General features: G+C 48.6%; 18 protein-coding genes. 15 read left to right on the forward strand and 3 right to left on the reverse strand.

Translation table 11 applies throughout. The features are described from left to right. Positions 1-61: 61 nt before the first annotated feature. The 8 genes from DXT99_RS07090 (at position 62) to DXT99_RS07125 (ending at position 6,529) form a co-directional block, all read left to right on the forward strand. The gene (locus DXT99_RS07090; protein WP_115564839.1) at positions 62-577 is read left to right on the forward strand and encodes an RNA polymerase sigma factor; all 516 of its coding nucleotides are present in this window, start codon (positions 62-64) and stop codon (positions 575-577) included. A gap of 30 nt (positions 578-607) precedes the next feature. Beyond that, a complete protein-coding gene (locus DXT99_RS07095) occupies positions 608-2,104 on the forward strand; it encodes a phytoene desaturase family protein (RefSeq protein WP_115564840.1) in 1,497 nt (498 codons plus the stop codon). Positions 2,105-2,126: 22 nt separating this feature from the next. Then, positions 2,127-2,960, forward strand: a complete 834-nt coding sequence (locus DXT99_RS07100) for a phytoene/squalene synthase family protein (RefSeq protein WP_115564841.1) — start codon at positions 2,127-2,129, stop codon at positions 2,958-2,960. Between the two features lie 3 nt (positions 2,961-2,963). Beyond that, entirely contained in the window at positions 2,964-3,497 is a 534-nt protein-coding gene (locus tag DXT99_RS07105; RefSeq protein ID WP_115564842.1) for a hypothetical protein, read from the forward strand. Then, positions 3,498-4,196 carry a lycopene cyclase domain-containing protein gene (locus DXT99_RS07110; RefSeq protein WP_115564843.1) on the forward strand — a complete coding sequence of 233 codons (699 nt, stop codon included), beginning with the start codon at positions 3,498-3,500 and terminating at the stop codon, positions 4,194-4,196. Between the two features lie 8 nt (positions 4,197-4,204). After that, positions 4,205-5,056, forward strand: coding sequence for a 4-hydroxy-3-methylbut-2-enyl diphosphate reductase (locus DXT99_RS07115; RefSeq protein ID WP_115564844.1), 852 nt, complete (start codon positions 4,205-4,207; stop codon positions 5,054-5,056). Between the two features lie 63 nt (positions 5,057-5,119). Then, the gene (locus DXT99_RS07120; protein ID WP_115564845.1) at positions 5,120-5,809 is read left to right on the forward strand and encodes a fatty acid desaturase; all 690 of its coding nucleotides are present in this window, start codon (positions 5,120-5,122) and stop codon (positions 5,807-5,809) included. 132 nt (positions 5,810-5,941) lie between these two features. Further along, entirely contained in the window at positions 5,942-6,529 is a 588-nt protein-coding gene (locus tag DXT99_RS07125) for a hypothetical protein (RefSeq protein ID WP_115564846.1), read from the forward strand. A 67-nt stretch (positions 6,530-6,596) separates the two neighbouring features. On the opposite strand, the gene DXT99_RS07130 is transcribed toward DXT99_RS07125, so the two are convergent. The 3 genes from DXT99_RS07130 to DXT99_RS07140 all read right to left on the reverse strand — a co-directional run bounded on the left by DXT99_RS07130 (position 6,597) and on the right by DXT99_RS07140 (position 9,739). Then, on the reverse strand, positions 6,597-6,953 hold the full coding sequence (locus tag DXT99_RS07130; protein WP_115564847.1) for a heavy-metal-associated domain-containing protein: 357 nt from the start codon (positions 6,951-6,953) through the stop codon (positions 6,597-6,599). A 36-nt stretch (positions 6,954-6,989) separates the two neighbouring features. After that, on the reverse strand, positions 6,990-9,209 hold the full coding sequence (locus DXT99_RS07135) for a TonB-dependent receptor (RefSeq protein WP_115564848.1): 2,220 nt from the start codon (positions 9,207-9,209) through the stop codon (positions 6,990-6,992). 83 nt (positions 9,210-9,292) lie between these two features. Next, the gene (locus DXT99_RS07140) at positions 9,293-9,739 is read right to left on the reverse strand and encodes an HYC_CC_PP family protein (RefSeq protein ID WP_115564849.1); all 447 of its coding nucleotides are present in this window, start codon (positions 9,737-9,739) and stop codon (positions 9,293-9,295) included. A gap of 304 nt (positions 9,740-10,043) precedes the next feature. Between DXT99_RS07140 and mraZ the strand changes: the two genes are divergently transcribed. The 7 genes from mraZ to DXT99_RS07175 are packed head-to-tail and all read left to right on the forward strand — an operon-like array spanning position 10,044 to position 17,150. Then, the gene (mraZ, locus tag DXT99_RS07145; protein WP_115564850.1) at positions 10,044-10,511 is read left to right on the forward strand and encodes a division/cell wall cluster transcriptional repressor MraZ; all 468 of its coding nucleotides are present in this window, start codon (positions 10,044-10,046) and stop codon (positions 10,509-10,511) included. Between the two features lie 3 nt (positions 10,512-10,514). Further along, positions 10,515-11,426: a 16S rRNA (cytosine(1402)-N(4))-methyltransferase RsmH gene (gene rsmH / locus DXT99_RS07150; RefSeq protein ID WP_115564851.1), complete on the forward strand. Its 912-nt coding sequence runs from the start codon at positions 10,515-10,517 to the stop codon at positions 11,424-11,426. Positions 11,427-11,466: 40 nt separating this feature from the next. Continuing rightward, positions 11,467-11,898 (forward strand): FtsL-like putative cell division protein, encoded by a 432-nt coding sequence (locus DXT99_RS07155; protein ID WP_115564852.1) that lies wholly within the window; start codon positions 11,467-11,469, stop codon positions 11,896-11,898. Next, complete coding sequence (locus DXT99_RS07160; protein ID WP_181885057.1) at positions 11,888-13,990, forward strand: penicillin-binding protein; 2,103 nt, start codon at positions 11,888-11,890, stop codon at positions 13,988-13,990. The genes DXT99_RS07155 and DXT99_RS07160 overlap by 11 nt, the downstream gene beginning before the upstream one ends. Continuing rightward, on the forward strand, positions 13,990-15,453 hold the full coding sequence (locus DXT99_RS07165; protein ID WP_115564853.1) for a UDP-N-acetylmuramoyl-L-alanyl-D-glutamate--2,6-diaminopimelate ligase: 1,464 nt from the start codon (positions 13,990-13,992) through the stop codon (positions 15,451-15,453). The genes DXT99_RS07160 and DXT99_RS07165 overlap by 1 nt, the downstream gene beginning before the upstream one ends. A gap of 53 nt (positions 15,454-15,506) precedes the next feature. After that, positions 15,507-16,727, forward strand: a complete 1,221-nt coding sequence (gene mraY, locus DXT99_RS07170; protein WP_115564854.1) for a phospho-N-acetylmuramoyl-pentapeptide-transferase — start codon at positions 15,507-15,509, stop codon at positions 16,725-16,727. A gap of 48 nt (positions 16,728-16,775) precedes the next feature. Further along, the gene (locus DXT99_RS07175; protein ID WP_115565027.1) at positions 16,776-17,150 is read left to right on the forward strand and encodes a four helix bundle protein; all 375 of its coding nucleotides are present in this window, start codon (positions 16,776-16,778) and stop codon (positions 17,148-17,150) included. Positions 17,151-17,178: the final 28 nt, after the last annotated feature.

The raw sequence follows: 17,178 nt of genomic DNA on the forward strand, positions 1-17,178 counted from the left end.
TGGTTAAAAATCTATTGATTGCGTATATTTGTTTATGCTTTAACCTTAAAAGTATAAACAAATGACTGCAATAGAATTTAATAATCTTGTACAAAATGTGGTGCTGTCTCTTCGTCCGGTAGCGATGAATCTGACACGGGATGCGGATGATGCGAAGGATCTTGTGCAGGAAACAATGCTGAAGGCGCTCACTAACCGCGATAAATTTAAGTCAGGGACAAACCTGAAGGCATGGTTGTACACCATCATGCGCAACACGTTTATCAACAACTACAATAAAATAACAAAGCGCAGTAGCAACATCGACAGCTCAGAGTACCTGCAGTACCTGAACACCGATGAAAGCTATATCACGCAGAACAAAGGCACGGCAACTTTCGTCATGAATGATATAAACAAAGCGATTGCCAACCTGAGCGAGGAGCACAGGACGCCTTTTATGATGTATTACATAGGTTATAAGTATCTTGAAATAGCAGAGAAACTTGATATTCCGATTGGTACCGTAAAAAACCGCATCCACATTGCCCGCAAAGAGCTGAAGCACGCGCTCAAAGTGTATAACCGGGATATTTAGTCAGACATATTAAAACCTGTACCTCTCTGCATGGCGCAAAAAAAGATAATTGTAATCGGATCTGGTTTCTCAGGTCTTTCGGCGGCAACCTGCCTTGCCGATCAAGGTTATGACGTGACGGTACTGGAAAAGAACAGCAGCCCCGGGGGCCGGGCCAGAAGCTTCTCAGCAGAGGGTTTTACTTACGACATGGGCCCCAGCTGGTACTGGATGCCCGATGTGTTTGAGTCCTACTTCCGCCGCTTCGGCAAAACCACCTCCGACTATTATGACCTCCTGCGGCTGGACCCATCCTATACCGTCATCTTCGGTGAAGACGATTTCATGGAAATTCCCGCCTCTATGTATAAGATGCGCGAACTCTTTGAGAGTCTGGAGAAAGGCAGTGCCAACGCTTTAGATAAGTTTCTGGAGCAGGCTGCTTATAAGTATGAGGTCGGAATTAACCAGCTTGTTTACAAGCCCGGCAGGTCCGTCACTGAATTTATGAACCTGCGCCTTTTACTGGATGTGCTGCGCATGGATGTTTTCCAGTCCATACACAAGCACATCCGCCGCTTCTTCAGCCACGATAAGATTCTCAAGCTGATGGAGTTTCCGATTCTTTTCCTGGGTGCACTGCCCCAGAATACGCCAGCCCTTTACAGCTTAATGAACTATGCCGACATCAGCCTGGGCACCTGGTACCCGATGGGCGGCATGCATAAAATAGTGGAGGGTATGGTGAATCTGGCTGAGGAGAAAGGTGTGACATTTTTATATGACCAGGATGTACAGCGCATAGACGTGCAGGACGGGGTGGCAAAGCAGGTGCTGACAGCCACAGATATTTTTGAGGCAGATGTGGTGGTGGCAAGTGCCGACTATCATCATGTAGAGAAAGAACTGCTGCCGAAAGCTTCCCAGAGCTACTCTGACGATTACTGGGATAAACGTGTGATGGCGCCTTCTTCCCTGCTGTTTTACCTGGGTGTGAACAAGCGCCTGCAGAACCTGCAGCACCATAACCTGTTTTTTGATGAAGACTTCGGGCCGCATGCCCATGAGATATATACAGACCCCAAATGGCCGAATAAACCACTGTTCTATGTTTCTGCTCCTTCCGTTACAGACCCATCTGTAGCGCCAGAAGGCTGTGAGAACCTGTTTGTGCTGATACCTGTGGCGCCAGACCTGCATGACACGGAGGAGGTGCGGGAAAAGTACTACCACATGGTGATGGATAGGCTGGAGCGGCTTACAAAGCAGGAAATACGTAGTCATGTAGTATACAAGCGCAGCTACGCCCATAAAGATTTTATAAACGATTACAATGCTTTTAAAGGCAATGCCTACGGACTGGCCAATACCCTGATGCAGACAGCACTGCTAAAGCCTAGCCTGAAGAGCAGGAAAGTAAAAAACCTTTTTTATACCGGGCAGTTAACTGTTCCCGGCCCAGGTGTGCCGCCCTCCCTCATATCAGGGCAGGTGGTGGCGAAGGAAGTAGCGAAGGAATATGCCGCGCCCGTAGCCGTAAAAGTATAGTGTACCTAAACCAACCAAGTGCATGGAGCTATTTAAGGAATGTTGCTTAAAGTGCAGCAAAATCATCACAGAGGCGTACAGTACCTCGTTTACATTGGGTATAAAAACGTTGCACAAAAAGTTTCATATGCCCATCTACGCTATCTATGGCTTTGTGCGCACTGCCGATGAAATTGTAGACACCTTCCATGACTTTGATAAAAGAAAGCTGCTGTCAGATTTCAGGAAACAGACGTTTGAGGCAATTGACAGTGGCATCAGTTTAAACCCAATACTGCACGCCTTTCAGGGTGTGGTAAAAGAATACAACATCGACAAGGAATATATTGAAGGCTTTTTGAGGAGTATGGAGATGGACCTGGATGATCATGTGTATGACCGTTCTCTTTACAAGGAATACATCTATGGTTCAGCTGAAGTAGTAGGGCTGATGTGCCTGAAGGTGTTTTGTGAGGGAGACGCAGAAATGTTCGAGCGGTTGAAAAAGCCTGCTGCCAGCTTAGGGTCTGCCTTTCAGAAGGTAAACTTCCTTCGCGACATGAAAAGCGACTATAACGACCGCGGCCGGGTTTACTTCCCGAAAGTAGAGTATGTGAACTTTAGTAACGACTGTAAGGTTGAGATTGAGGAAGATATCCTGAGAGACTTTGAGGATGCCTACGCCGGGATTATGGCTTTGCCGCGCTCTGCGCGCATGGGCGTTTACCTGGCCTACGTCTACTACCTCAAACTCTTCCGGAAGATACAGAAGCTTCCGGCAACCCATATATTGAAAGAGCGCGTAAGAGTACCTGATAATACAAAGCTGGCACTTCTGCTCGGCTCGTATCTCAAGTACAGATTAAACGTATTCTAATTCATGTCAAAAAAAGTTCTTTTCCTGTTTCTGCTGGTCCTCCTATACAGCAGCGCGTGGGCCGATGACACCCGCTACAATGTTTCGAAGTTGCGCTTGCAGTACCTGCAGGCAAGCAAAGAGGAAGCAGTGGCCAAGCAGTTTCATAAGAAAATGAGCGCCTACAATGATGATGACCCGCTGTTGCTGGCCTATAAAGCGGCATCAGAGGCGGTAATGGCCAAATATGTGTGGAACCCTTACAGCAAACTGAAGCAGGTAAAAACCGCTAACGCCATTTTTGAGGACGCTGTAGCACTAGACAACGACAACGCAGAGATACGTTTTCTTCGGTTTACCTTACAGCACTATGTGCCGCGCTACCTGAATCTGAGCGGACAAGTGGAGGAGGACAAAAATTTAATTATCAGGAGCCTTCAGGACTACCCGAACTCCGGTATGTCGAAGCCGCTGGCACGCACCATACGCGATTTTATGCTCACAAAGGACCATTGCACAGAAGCCGAGAAGAAAATATTGCGCAACATCAGCATCTAAATGTACATCTACCTATACCTCAATATTTTCACCATACTTTTCCCGCTGCTGCTTTCTTTTGATAAGAAAGTAGCTTTTTATAAGAACTGGCCGGCATTGTTTCCGGCCATACTTGTAAATGCCCTCGTGTTTATGGCTTGGGATGCCTGGTTTACAGATTTGGGCGTATGGGGGTTCAATGAGGCGTATCTGACGGGGATTTACCTGTTTAACCTGCCACTGGAGGAGGTACTTTTCTTTATCACAGTGCCGTATGCCTGCGTGTTTATATATGATGTGCTGAATGCCTATATCCCCAAAGACCTGCTGCAGCCTTACGCCAAACCCATAGCGCTTGTACTGATGCTGGTGCTGCCGCTCATCGCAGTCTTTCATATGGCACAGCTTTATACTTCTATTACCTTTACAGCGCTTGCTTTGCTGCACCTTGTGCACCTGCGCTACTTTGGCACACGCTACCTGGGGCGGTTTTACCTGGCTTACCTCGTGCACCTGGTGCCTTTCCTGCTGGTAAACGGCGTCCTTACCTATCTGCCCATCGTATGGTATAACGATGATTATAACCTTGGTTTGCGGATTGTTTCCATACCTGTAGAAGATAGCATGTACTCTATGCTCATGCTGCTGCTAACTATCTCTGTGTATGAAGGTTTGCGGCAGCGAAAAACAGTTAAACAATATGCGTCTTTAGCTGTATAAGATAGTATATGCAAAGCCTAAGTGTAACCATCGATTCAAACTCCGGATTCTGCTTTGGGGTGGTGTATGCCATTCAGATGGCAGAAGATATTCTGGATGAGCAGGGATACCTTTTCTGCTTAGGCGATATCGTGCATAACGATGAAGAGGTAGAGCGCCTGCAGAAGCGGGGTCTGCGCATTATCGACCATGCCCAGATGGCGGAACTGCACAACGAGGCGGTTCTGATCAGGGCACATGGAGAGCCGCCGGAAACATACCAACTCGCGCTGCAGAACAACCTCACGCTGGTTGATGCCTCGTGCCCTGTGGTGCTAAAGCTGCAGAACCGCATCAAGACCTCTTTCGACAAAAAAGACAAGATTTTTATCTACGGCAAACACGGCCATGCGGAGGTAATGGGGCTGTTGGGCCAGACAAGCAACGAGGCTGTTGTTTTTGAGAATATGGAGGAGTTGCTACAGCATGAGTTGCCGTCAAACATCACGCTCTACAGCCAGACCACCAAAAGCACCGACAGCTTTTACAAGATAAAAGGAGAACTGGAAGAGCGTGGTTACGAGGTAAACGCCAACGATACTATTTGCCGCCAGGTGTCCAACCGCGACAAGGACCTGCGTGTATTTGCAGCCAAATTTGATAAGATACTCTTTGTGTCCGGTACCAAATCCTCAAACGGAAAGGTGCTATACCAAGTCTGCAAAGACACCAATCCGAATACTCATTTTATCTCAAAAGTAGAAGAACTGAAGCCGGAGTGGTTCCAGCCTGGCGATACGGTCGGCATTTGTGGTGCTACTTCCACGCCCATGTGGCTGATGGAAACAGTGCGGGACGCTTTGGAGAGTTTTAAATTATAAAGCATAACTTCGAGCGAAGCGAATGCTGTGCCTACGGGTATCTGATTGATAGGTAATTATAATATGGCGATAAAAAGGCGGAATGACTTGCGTGGTGTAGTGATAGCGGCAGTAGTGGTGGTCCTTTGGACTGGGCTGCTGGTGTACCTGCTGCAATGGCCCGTCGACTTCTCCTCTCCACTTACTTATCTCTTCATCCTGTTGCAGACGCACCTTTACACCGGCCTTTTTATTACCGCGCACGATGCCATGCATGGTGTGGTGGCGCCGGGTCGGCCTAAGCTGAACAGAGCGATTGGTACCGTTACGGCGCTTCTGTTTGCCTATAACTGGTATCCGCGACTTTTGCCCCGGCACCACCAGCACCACCGCCACGTGGCCACGGAACATGACCCGGATTATCATGCTGGCTCTTTCTGGCCCTGGTACTTTAGTTTTCTTAAGCAATATATCACCTGGTGGCAGATTCTGCTGATGGCTATCACATTTAATGTACTCAAGCTATTTTTCCCGCTGGAGAATGTTGTCCTCTTCTGGATGTTGCCGGCTATCATGGCTACTTTCCAGCTCTTTTACTTTGGTACTTACCTGCCCCACCGTGGGGAGCATTCCTCAGATAATCCACATAAGTCCGGAACACAGGCTAAAAATCATGCCTGGGCCTTTATGAGCTGCTATTTCTTTGGCTACCACTACGAGCACCACGACAAGCCTTACCTGCCCTGGTGGCAGTTATACAAAGCAAAAAGCTGAAATTTGCCCAATTTTTAGGCGGTAAAATATAATATAGCGGAGATTGAAACAGCTTGTGTTAAAGTGACGTAAGGATAGGGATTTGACTCTACTGCTTTCGGCTTCACCTAAACCTATATTTCTTTTTCGGCCATGATAAAAACCTTTACAAGAGCAGCCTTCCTCCTGGCATTTATTCTTTTTCAGCTTACTTCGCTGTCTGCTTCCGCGCAGGGAGTCTTTGCCAACAAGGATCCCGGTTCTTTAAGGGCAAGTGTGAGTTATGTGTATCTTTCTGATTTCGATAGCCAGGGACTTATGTTTAGCAACCGGCTGCATCACTACCTCGGAGAGCGCTTTGGCATAGGTGTAAACGTAGGCATGCTATCAGGATCGCGGTACGATAAAACCAGTGAGATTTATACCATAAAAAGCACCTACTATATGGGTGGTTTTGAGTTAAACTATGATTTGCTGCAGAACGAGACGCTTGTTTTTCGCATAGGAGGCGGAATGACAGGACGGCATCGTTCCGAGATAAACACTGATCCGGAAGATATAGGGACAGTAGATGGCTCTGTCGTGCATATCAGAACGGCTGATGTCGGGGTTACAGGGTTTATAGAGAATGACTTCGGTGTTTTCCGCAATGGCGTGGCGGGAGGTAGGATAGAGTACCTTTACTATACTAAAGGTTCGCCTGTACTTGCCGTTGGTTTACATATGGGATTCACTTTCTAAAAAGTACAGCTTATATAAAACAGAAAAGGGACCATCACTGGTCCCTTTTCTGTTTTATATAAGCTGCTTAATGATCGCCGGCTTCTTTCTTGCAGCAATCATCCAGCCTGTTGTAGGCACGCTCCTGGGCTGGCTTGTCATCAGCGTCATAGCCTGTCTCTGTTACAGCCTTGCGTACATTGTCAGCATTTGTTTTACGGCTATCGAATACCACCGTTAATACTTTCGACTTTACGTCTAAAGACGATGACTTTACGCCTTTCTCATAGGCCATGGCCTTCTCCATAGTCTTCTTGCACATGTCGCACACCGCTGAAGTCTTGATGCTAACTGTCTCCTGGTTCTTGGGCTGTGTTTGTGCGTTCGCACTCATGCTCATAAGTGCTATCAACATGGATAAGAGCAGCATTTTTTCCTTTGTCATGATAATCTGTGTTTAATTAGATATGAATTTAAGAATTTAGTCAATCTTAAAGCGCAAGCCAGCGTAAATCACGCGTCCTGTGATAGGTCCCCACACCATGCTGGCATCAAAATTTGAGCCAAAGGGGTCGCTTGCACCAACAATCGGATTGGGTTGCCGGTAATTCAGGAGATTTTCTCCACCTACATAAACCTCCCAACGTTTAAAGGCCCTTGTTACCTGCGCGTTCGTAGTAAAAAACCTGTCCGATTCGCGCATGTTCATGGCTGCGCCACTGTCTTCTATAGAAGCGAGCGGCATCAGGCCGAAATATTGTGTGGTAAGGTCTGCGCGCCATTTATCGAATGGCGTGGCAAAGCCCAAGTTCACGAAAAACCGGTGCTCTGGAATCATCGGTTTTTGCACCAGTTGTCCGCTGTAGGTTGTCTTTACATCGAAGTATTTATAAGCAGCCTTTACATCAAAACCTTTCAGTACCTCGTATTGCAGTTCTGCCTGGAAGCTCTTAGAGAACGAGCGGCCGCTCAGGTTGTAGAACATAACCCGTTTTGGATCCGTGTACATATCGGCCACCACCTGGTTTGTGAAAGTTGTATAGTAGTAGTCTGTGATAAAGGTGCCTGGTCTTCCGCCTAGCGCAAAGTAATGGGTAAAGGAGCCACCCAAATTCCAGGCTTCCTCTGGCTGCAACTCCTCCCTGAACTCAATTGCGCGGGAACTGACAAGGGCTGCCGTGTTTTCTGCAACAGGATTGGCTACTCTAAACCCTTTGCCAGCCGCCAGTCGGAAAATAGTGTTTTTGGTCGCATCAAATTTTACGTTCAGTCTTGGGGTAAAGATGGTTCCAAACAGGTTGTGGAAGTCTACGCGGGAGCCAGCCACTATCGTCAGGTTGTTGGAGTTGTTGTACACATACTCCAGAAACGCCCCCGGCACACGCTCTGTCCGGCCAAAAGTGCTATCAGTTAAAGTCTCTGTATAGCTGTCGTAGTTGTAGCTGAGGCCTGCCTTATAGGTGTGGCCGGTGTGGCCGATGATGGACTGGAAAATTAACCGGGCAGAACCGCTGTTCTGTTCTCCGTCATAATTGCGCAAGCCGTATTGGGCGTCAAATTTATGATGTGTGAGAGAAGTAATGGCGCCAATGCTCTGGTAAGGCTTGCCTGGAAATGTATAGGAGGTTTTGTTGTAGGCGGTAAGCCTGTCGGTTTCAGATTCGGTACCATAATGAGGCTGCTGCTCCTGTGGGGTATTTTCATCATACTCCAGCTGGCCACCTATTCTGGTCTCACGCAAAGCACCCACGCCAAACTCTGATACAACGGCTTTGTGCTCATACTTCCACTTATTGAACATGTTGTACTGTGTGCCCAGCGAAAGGTCCATAAAGCCGTCCTTGTTGCGATCTACGCGGTTGCCAAGGTGGTCGGTGTGCAGCATCAGGATAGTGCTCCACTTATCGCCTACTTCCGTGGCCACATTCACGTTGGCATCAAAGCGGGCCAGGCTGTTACCATACACATTTACAAAAAGCCGCTCCGCTTTTGCCGGGTCTTTCAGCATCACGTTCACCTGCCCGGAAATGGACTCATAGCCGTTCAGCACAGAGCCTGTGCCTTTGATGATGTCGATGGACTGAATATAGGTGCCGGAGAGGTAGTTCAGGCGGTAAGGCGTGGCCAGCCCACGCAGGGCAGGAATGTTGTCCGTCGTCAGCAGCGTATAAGAGCCATCCAGGCCCAGCATTTGAATCTGCTTTGCTCCGGATACGGCGTCCGTGGTGGACACTTCTACAGAGGCATTGGTCTCAAAGCTCTCTGCCAGGTTGCAGCAGGCCGACTTCTCCAAATCGCGGGAGGTGATAATCTGGGAGTTGGTGGGTGTGAGGGAGGAGTAGCGGGTTTGCTGTCCTTCCACTACCACTTCCTTTAGAGAACCGGATGCTGCCAGCGGAATGGAAACGAAGTCTTTCCCAGCTACCTGAATAGTATCAGGGGTATAGCCAATATAGGTGACGATGATCTCAGGGCTTATGGCATCCTGTTTCTGAAGAACAAAACTGCCGGTGGCATCGGTGGCCGTGCCAATGCTGGTGCCTTTCCAGACTACATTAGCCCCTATGATGGGATCAGAAGTATTGGCACTGTCTACCACTTTGCCCTTCAGTTCCTGGGCGCTGGCTGACAAGGTGAAGATAAAAAGGGCAGCTATAGCTGCTATATAATGAAGCGGATTGCTCAGATTATTCAGTAACATGCTTTTTGATAATTTGAATTTCAGACGTAAAAATCACGGCTAACGTGGGAAATGCTCCCACTTCAGCGGTTTTCACCCGAATATCAAATTATCAGTACCTGGAGGAGGTGCAGGAGCCTGCGCCCGTAAAGTGGGGGCGAGGAATCGGCATAGGTAAGGAGGCGCTGGTCTGTTGGCAGGCTGTTCAATACACCTTCGAACACCGGTTTTACCTCTTTATGAAAGAAAACAGGCAGCGCAATTGCCAATGCTTTCTGCGAGGAGACTGTCTCCAGTTTGGCAAAAGTCACCTCTTCTGTGCAGCAGCTATCTTCCTCATTGGCAGCCTTCTCACCCTCGCAGCAGCCGTCGGCATGAGCCAGTGCTTCCACCTGTCTGAGCCCTGTCATCAGGCACAGTTGCTCACTTAGCGCAATGCCCACAGACCCCAGCAGAACGCAGAGGGCAAGCAGTAGCGGAACGGTATGGCGCAGGGTGGTTTTCACATTGCAAATATACACATTTCCCCCACTTTGTCCCACATTTGCCATTTTCTCCCACTTTTGTTGAAGAACCAGATATACTAAAATTAGTTGTTTTCTATATTTTATTTATAACATTGTTTTTCAATGAGTTATGATTTAGTGCCTCGTAGTATAAGCAAACGCCGCAACTGGTGCAAATAAACTTATACCCAAAATATAGACGTGGAAATGTGGATAATGTGGATAAGTGGGGTGGATAACCATAATTTATCCACAAAGTGGTAAAAAGTGGTAGATTGTGGTTGTGGAGTTTTGCTGATTCGCTACATTTGTATAGTCCAAAGTCTATACAGTCAGAACCTCGTTGCCTATGAACTTTCTCTCCGGCGAATATGAGTGCAAGATTGACCCCAAGGGACGATTAGTTTTACCTGCAAAGATAAAAGCTAATCTGCCAGAGGAGTCAGGCAACCATGTTGTGCTTATGAGAGGATTTGAGCCATGCCTGGTGCTGTACCCAAAGGCGGAGTGGAAGGTGATTTACGATAAAGTGGCTGGGCTTAACGAGTTCAACGAAGAGTACCGTCACTTTCAGCGGAACTTCTTCCGGGGTAACACCGAGATTGAGCTTGATGGCACAGGCCGTTTTATCGTGCCGAAGACGATGGCGCGGTTTGCGGCGCTGGAGAAGGAGGCCATCGTGGTAGGGCTTGGGAACCGTGTAGAGATATGGAACCCGGACCAGTATGAGGACTTCCTGATAAAGGACCAACAGAATTTCTCACAGCTCGCCCAGAAGTTTTTGGGTGATAAACCGGCTGAAGAGCCGCTGATTTAATTAATGGAGTACCATCGCCCAGTCATGTTAGAGGAGTCTGTAGAGGCCCTGGCTATTAAACCGGAAGGTATCTATGTAGACGTGACCTTTGGAGGAGGTGGGCATTCTTCCCTTATCGCAAGCAAGCTTACAGCCGGTAAGCTCTATGGGTTTGACCAGGACAGGGACGCGCAGGAGCAGTCGGAGAAGCTGGATAGTGCTACGTTTCAGTTTGTGCGCGCCAACTTCCGCGATTTAAAAAAGTACCTGCGGCTTTACCGGGTAAAGGAAGTAGACGGTGTGCTGGCTGATTTAGGTGTTTCGTCGCATCAGTTTAATGTGCCGGAGCGCGGCTTCTCTACCCGTTTCGATGGTCCGCTGGATATGCGGATGAATGCAGAGGCGGGCACAACAGCGCAGGAGGTGCTGGAGACTTACTCGGAAGAGCAACTGCATCGCATCTTCGGGATATACGGAGAGGTGAAAAATGCGAAGACGCTGGCCCGCACTGTGGTGGAAAAACGGAATCGGGTGCCGCTGCAGACGATAAATGATTTTAAAGAAGCCATCAGGTCCTGTACCCCAAAAGGGAAAGAGAATAAATACCTGGCGCAGGTGTTCCAGGCGCTTCGCATCGAAGTGAACGACGAGATGAAGGCGCTGGAGGAAATGCTGGAGCAGGCAACAGAGCTGCTGAAGCCGGGAGGGCGGCTGGTGGTGATTTCGTATCACTCGCTCGAAGACAGGCTGGTGAAGAATTATATTGCCAAAGGCAAGTTCTTTGGAGAAGTGGAGAAAGATCTGTTCGGGAATGAGATAAAGCCACTGGATGCGGTGTACCGCAAGCCGGTTACACCAACGGAGCAGGAGTTGCTGGAGAACAGCCGCTCCAGGAGCGCCAAGCTAAGGGTGGCAGAGAAGAGAGCAGAGAGCTGACAGATAAATGCAGAGTATTAGCTAAAGGAAACAAATTATTATGGCTTCAAATGTACTAACAAAGAAAGCAGGCGCATCTAAGGGAAACCTGGTGCGTGTGAAGCCAGAGCCTGAAGCTCCGAAGCCAAAAAAGGCCAGAGGCTTCAGCTTATTTGCGCTGCTTGATAAATATGCCAACGTAGATGCCTTGTTTGAGCATGGTGTGCCGCTTAAATTTATGCCGCACGTCCTGTTCCTGACGGGCATTACCCTTTTCTATATCGGCAACACCCACTTCGCCGAGAAAACAATCCGCAAGATTGATAAAGTCAAAATAGAGACAGAAGACCTTCGTGCAGACTTCACCACGCTCAAGTCTGAATATATGGAGGCTAGCAAGCAATCGGAGGTGGCACGTAACGTGGCGCCCCTCGGCCTGGTAGAAAGTTCTTCTCCACCTTTTCAAGTAATTGTACCTGCGGATGAATATTAAGAAATCCATACTCGTTAGGGTGCGGGTAGCCTTTCTGGTTATCTGCCTTTTCGCGTGTGCGATTGTTTACAAAATCGTGCAGATTCAGTTTATGGATGGCCAGAAGTGGAAGAGCATCTCCAAAGAGCGCCGCATCTACTACAAGCCGGTGGCGGCCACGCGCGGAAACATCTTCTCCGACAATGGCAGCATCCTGGCAACTTCACTGCCTTTTTACCGTGTGGCCTTCGACCCGACAGTGGCGAAGGCAGAGACGTTTAACAGCGGGGTGGATTCGCTGGCTTTGCTGCTCTCCAGGTTTTACGGTGATAAGTCTGCGGATCATTACCGCCGGAAAATAAAGAACGCGCGTCACTCAGACCGACGCTACATCCGCCTGAACAGCAGACAGATAAATTATCAGGACAAGAAAATGATGACACGCTGGCCAATCTTCCGGGAAGGAAAAGGCAGAGGCGGCGTGATCTTCGAGAAAGTAGAAAAGCGTTTCAAGCCTTTCGGCTTACTGGCCGACAGAACCATCGGCTTTATCAACGAAGATAAATACGGGGCAGGTTTGGAATATAGCTTCAATAGTAACCTGACAGGTACAGATGGGGAGGCACTCTTCGAGCGTATCGCCGGAGGAAGCAAACCAATCTACGACGGCACCGATGTAAAGCCGCAGCATGGGTACGATATCAAAACCACTATTGATATCAACCTGCAGGACGTAGCTGAAAACGCCCTTTACAAAGCCCTGGAGCGAACGAAGGCAGAGTATGGCTGCGTGATAATGATGGAGGTGAAAACAGGGGAGATAAAGGCGATAGCCAATCTTGGTAAAACCACCGGCGGCTACACCGAAGACTATAACTATGCAGTTGGTAACCAGGGACGTACAGAGCCGGGGTCAACGTTTAAACTGGCTTCTATGATGGCTCTTTTTGAATATGCTCCACAGATAAACCTGACGGATACAATTGACACAGGTGATGGCCGCTATCGCATTAAGAACACCATCATGAGTGATTCACACCATGGGGGCTTTGGCAAAATAACTGTGCAGCAGGTGTTTGAGAAGTCTTCTAACATTGGAGTGGCAAAGCTGATGGAGGCAAACTTCAGCCAGAACCAACGGGCATATGTAGACTATCTTCATAAATTCGGGCTGAGCAGTACGCTTGGCTTTCAGATGGACGGCGAGGCACGCCCCTACATGAAGAACCCGCAGGACAAGAACTGGTATGGCACTTCGCTAACCTCCATGGGCATTGGGTATGAGCTGAAGCTGTCGCCGCTACAGACGCTTGCTTTTTATAATGCGGTGGCAAATAACGGCGTAAAGATACAGCCGATCATTGTAAAGGAGATTCGTAAGGCAGACGACGTGATTCAGTCATTCAACACACGGATACTGAATGAGAAGATATGTTCAGACGAGACGCTGAAGAAACTGAAGATGATGCTGGAGGGGGTTGTGGAAAATGGCACGGCCAAAAACATCCGCAGCGCAGACTATAAAGTAGCGGGTAAGACAGGTACGGCGCGCAAAGTGAAGAACGGGCGCTACGTGCGCGAGTATTCTACCTCCTTTGCAGGCTATTTCCCGGCCGACAATCCGAAATACTCCTGCATCGTGATCATCGACAGCCCGAAAGGAGTGAATGTGTACGGGGGCGATGTAGCAGCGCCTGTATTTAAAGAACTGGCAGACAAAGCCTATGCCCGCGACCTGGCCATGCACAAACCGATGCATGCCCGCGTGGTGCCGGACAAAGAAAGCCTTCCGCTGGTGCCTGCCGGTAGCTTTGATGATCTGTCTGTTATCCTGAACAAGATGGGAATCAGCAATCATGCTACCGCCGGAGTGGATGAGGAGTGGGTGAAAGTGGAGCCACAGCGGCGCTCGCTTAACTTCAAGGCAAACCCGGTGCTGCAGGGGCAGGTGCCTGATGTAACAGGCATGACCCTGCGCGATGCGCTGTTTATACTCGGAAACCAACACCTGGAGGTGAGGGTGGAAGGATCAGGAAAGCGGGTGCACAGACAGTCCATGGCACCAGGCACTGAAATAGATAAAGATAAAACCATAACGATTACGCTTAGCTGATGCAGTTACTGCAAACCATACTGAAAGATGTAAAAGTGCTGGACACAAAAGGCTCGCTGGATGTGTCAGTGGCAGGTATTACGTTCGATTCGCGCCAGGTGCGGGAGAATGTAGTGTTTGTGGCAGTGCGCGGTGTGCAGACAGATGGCCATGACTTTATTTCAAAGGCAGAAGAGGCGAGTGCAGCGGCCATTGTTTGTGAAGCGCTGCCAGCGCAGCTTCAGCAAGGTATGACTTATGTGGTGGTGAAGGACTCAAAGGAGGCGCTGGGGCAGATGGCTTCAGCTTTCTACGATTATCCATCTAAAAAATTAAACCTGGTTGGCGTAACGGGTACAAACGGAAAAACAACCTCTGTTACCCTGCTGCACAAACTGTTCCGTGAACTGGGCTACCATGTAGGCCTGCTTTCTACGGTACAGAACCAGATAGATGAGGAAGTGATTCCAGCCACGCACACCACACCGGATGCTGTGAAGCTGAATGAGCTGCTGGCGCAGATGGTGAAGGCAGGATGCACGCATTGCTTTATGGAGGTGAGTTCGCATGCCATGGTGCAGCAACGCGTGGCAGGGCTAACGTTCGCAGGCGGTGTTTTTACGAACATCACCCACGACCACCTCGACTATCACGGCACATTCGACGAGTATATCAAAGCAAAGAAGTCTTTCTTTGACATGCTGCCAAAAGGAGCCTTTGCGCTAATCAACGCCGACGACAAGCGGGGACCGGTGATGGTGCAGAACACGCAGGCCAATGTGCATTACTTCGCGCTGCGCAAAGCGGTAGATTTTAAGGCCCGCATCATCGATAACACCATTCAGGGGCTGCACCTCGAGGTAGATGGCCATGAGATCTGGTGCAAGCTAATAGGTGCTTTTAACGCCTATAACCTATTGGGTGCTTATGGCGTGGCTGTGCTCATGGAAGAAGATAAGATGGAGACGCTTACTGTGCTGTCGAGCTTAAGCTCCGCTGCCGGCCGCTTCGACTATGTAGTGTCGGATGCGCAGATAACAGGTATCGTGGACTATGCCCATACGCCGGACGCGCTGGAAAATGTGCTGAACACAATTCAGCAGATCCGGAACCCGAACCAGAAAGTGATTACGCTGGTGGGTTGCGGCGGGAACCGCGATGCTGCCAAGCGGCCCGTAATGGCAGACATTGCCTGCCGCTTCAGCGACAAAGTGATTCTGACTTCCGATAACCCACGCTTTGAAGAGCCGCAGGCTATTCTGGAGGATATGCAGAAAGGGGTAAAGCCGCTTGATTATAAGAAAACATTATCGGTGCTGGACAGGAGAGAAGCCATAAAGACAGCCGTTATGCTGGCCGATGAAAATGATATCATTCTAGTGGCAGGCAAGGGTCACGAGACATATCAGGAGATAAAAGGCGTGAAGTACGATTTTGATGATAAGCAGGTGCTGCACGAGATGTTTCAGCAATTAGGTAAATAAGTCGGAACAACCGAATACAAAGAATAAAGCCAAGGGAAAACGATTACGATTAAATGTTATACTACCTCTTTACATATCTAGACCGCGAATTCGATTTTATCGGGGCAGGTGTATTCCAGTACATCACATTCAGGGCAGGTATGGCTACGCTTGTTTCGTTGCTGATCGCGATGATATTTGGCGGTAAACTGATAAAAGTACTCCAGCGCAAGCAGGTGGGGGAGAGTATCCGCGACCTTGGCCTGGAGGGGCAGATGGAGAAGAAGGGAACGCCAACAATGGGCGGTTTAATTATACTGCTTGCCATCCTGGTGCCTACGCTGCTTTTCGCAAGGCTCGATAATATTTATATCCTCCTGATGCTGGTATCTACCGTGTGGCTGGGTCTTATTGGCTTTTTGGACGACTATATCAAGATTTTCAGAAAGAACAAGGAAGGACTGGCCGGACGCTTTAAAATTTTGGGGCAGGTTGGCCTCGGGCTGATCGTGGGACTGACACTATTTTTTAACGATGATGTGGTGGTGAGGCAGTACCTGTTCAACGATGGTACTGTTTCGGCGGTGAACGCAACTGAAAGGTACTCGGACGTGCATAAGATGATTACGACCATTCCGTTCCGGAAGAACAATGAGCTGGATTATTGCAACCTGTTCGCTTTTGCCGGGCCGCTGTTTCAGGATTGGTCCTGCTACCTGTACATCCCGTTCGTGATCCTGATTATCACAGCAGTGTCAAACGGAGCGAACATCACAGATGGTATCGACGGATTGGCGGCTGGTACTTCGGCTATTATCGGCATGACGCTGGCGATATTCACTTATGTGTCTGGTAGCACCGTTTTCGCTGATTACCTGGATATTATGTACATACCGAATTCCGGTGAACTGGCTATTTTCTGTCTGGCCTTTGTGGGAGCCTGCGTGGGGTTCTTGTGGTACAACACCTACCCGGCGCAAGTATTCATGGGTGATACAGGAAGCTTAGCCATTGGTGGTATTATCGCGGTGCTGGCGCTGATTGTACGGAAAGAACTATTGATTCCTATACTATGCGGAATATTCCTGGTAGAGAACCTATCGGTGATGCTGCAGGTGAGCTACTTTAAATACACGCGAAAGAAGTACGGTGAGGGACGCCGTATCTTTAAGATGTCGCCGCTCCACCACCATTACCAGAAATCAGGCTATCACGAATCAAAAATCGTAGGCCGCTTCTGGATTGTGGGAATCATGCTGGCCATCTTAACACTGGCAACATTGAAACTACGCTAGTATGGTTAGTAGTTATTGGTTATTAGTGGGTGGTGCGTCATGAGTAGTATGGAAAGTTCAGACGAGGGTAGAAGTTATACCACTCTGGAGGTATGGAATAAAAGTAGAGCTTTAGTAAAGCATGTATATATGTTGACGAAGGCTTTTCCGAAGGAAGAAATTTTTGGACTAACGTCACAAGTGAGAAGTGCAGTAGTCTCTGTCCCTTCTAACATTGCAGAAGGCTGTGGCAGGCAGTATGCTAAGGAGGCTGTACATTTCTTTCATATTTCGAGAGGTTCACTCTACGAGACAGAAACACAGCTTTATGTAGCTGCCGATTTAGAATACATTACAATGGAGCAACTGAGAAATGTTTTGAGTGAGATTACTAGCTGTAAAAAGCTGCTAAACGGTTTCATTAAATATTATAAAGGACTTTAGTTAATCCTAATAACCAACAACTAAAAAC

The sequence above is a fragment of the Pontibacter diazotrophicus genome, assembly GCF_003367245.1.
GTDB lineage: Bacteria > Bacteroidota > Bacteroidia > Cytophagales > Hymenobacteraceae > Pontibacter > Pontibacter diazotrophicus.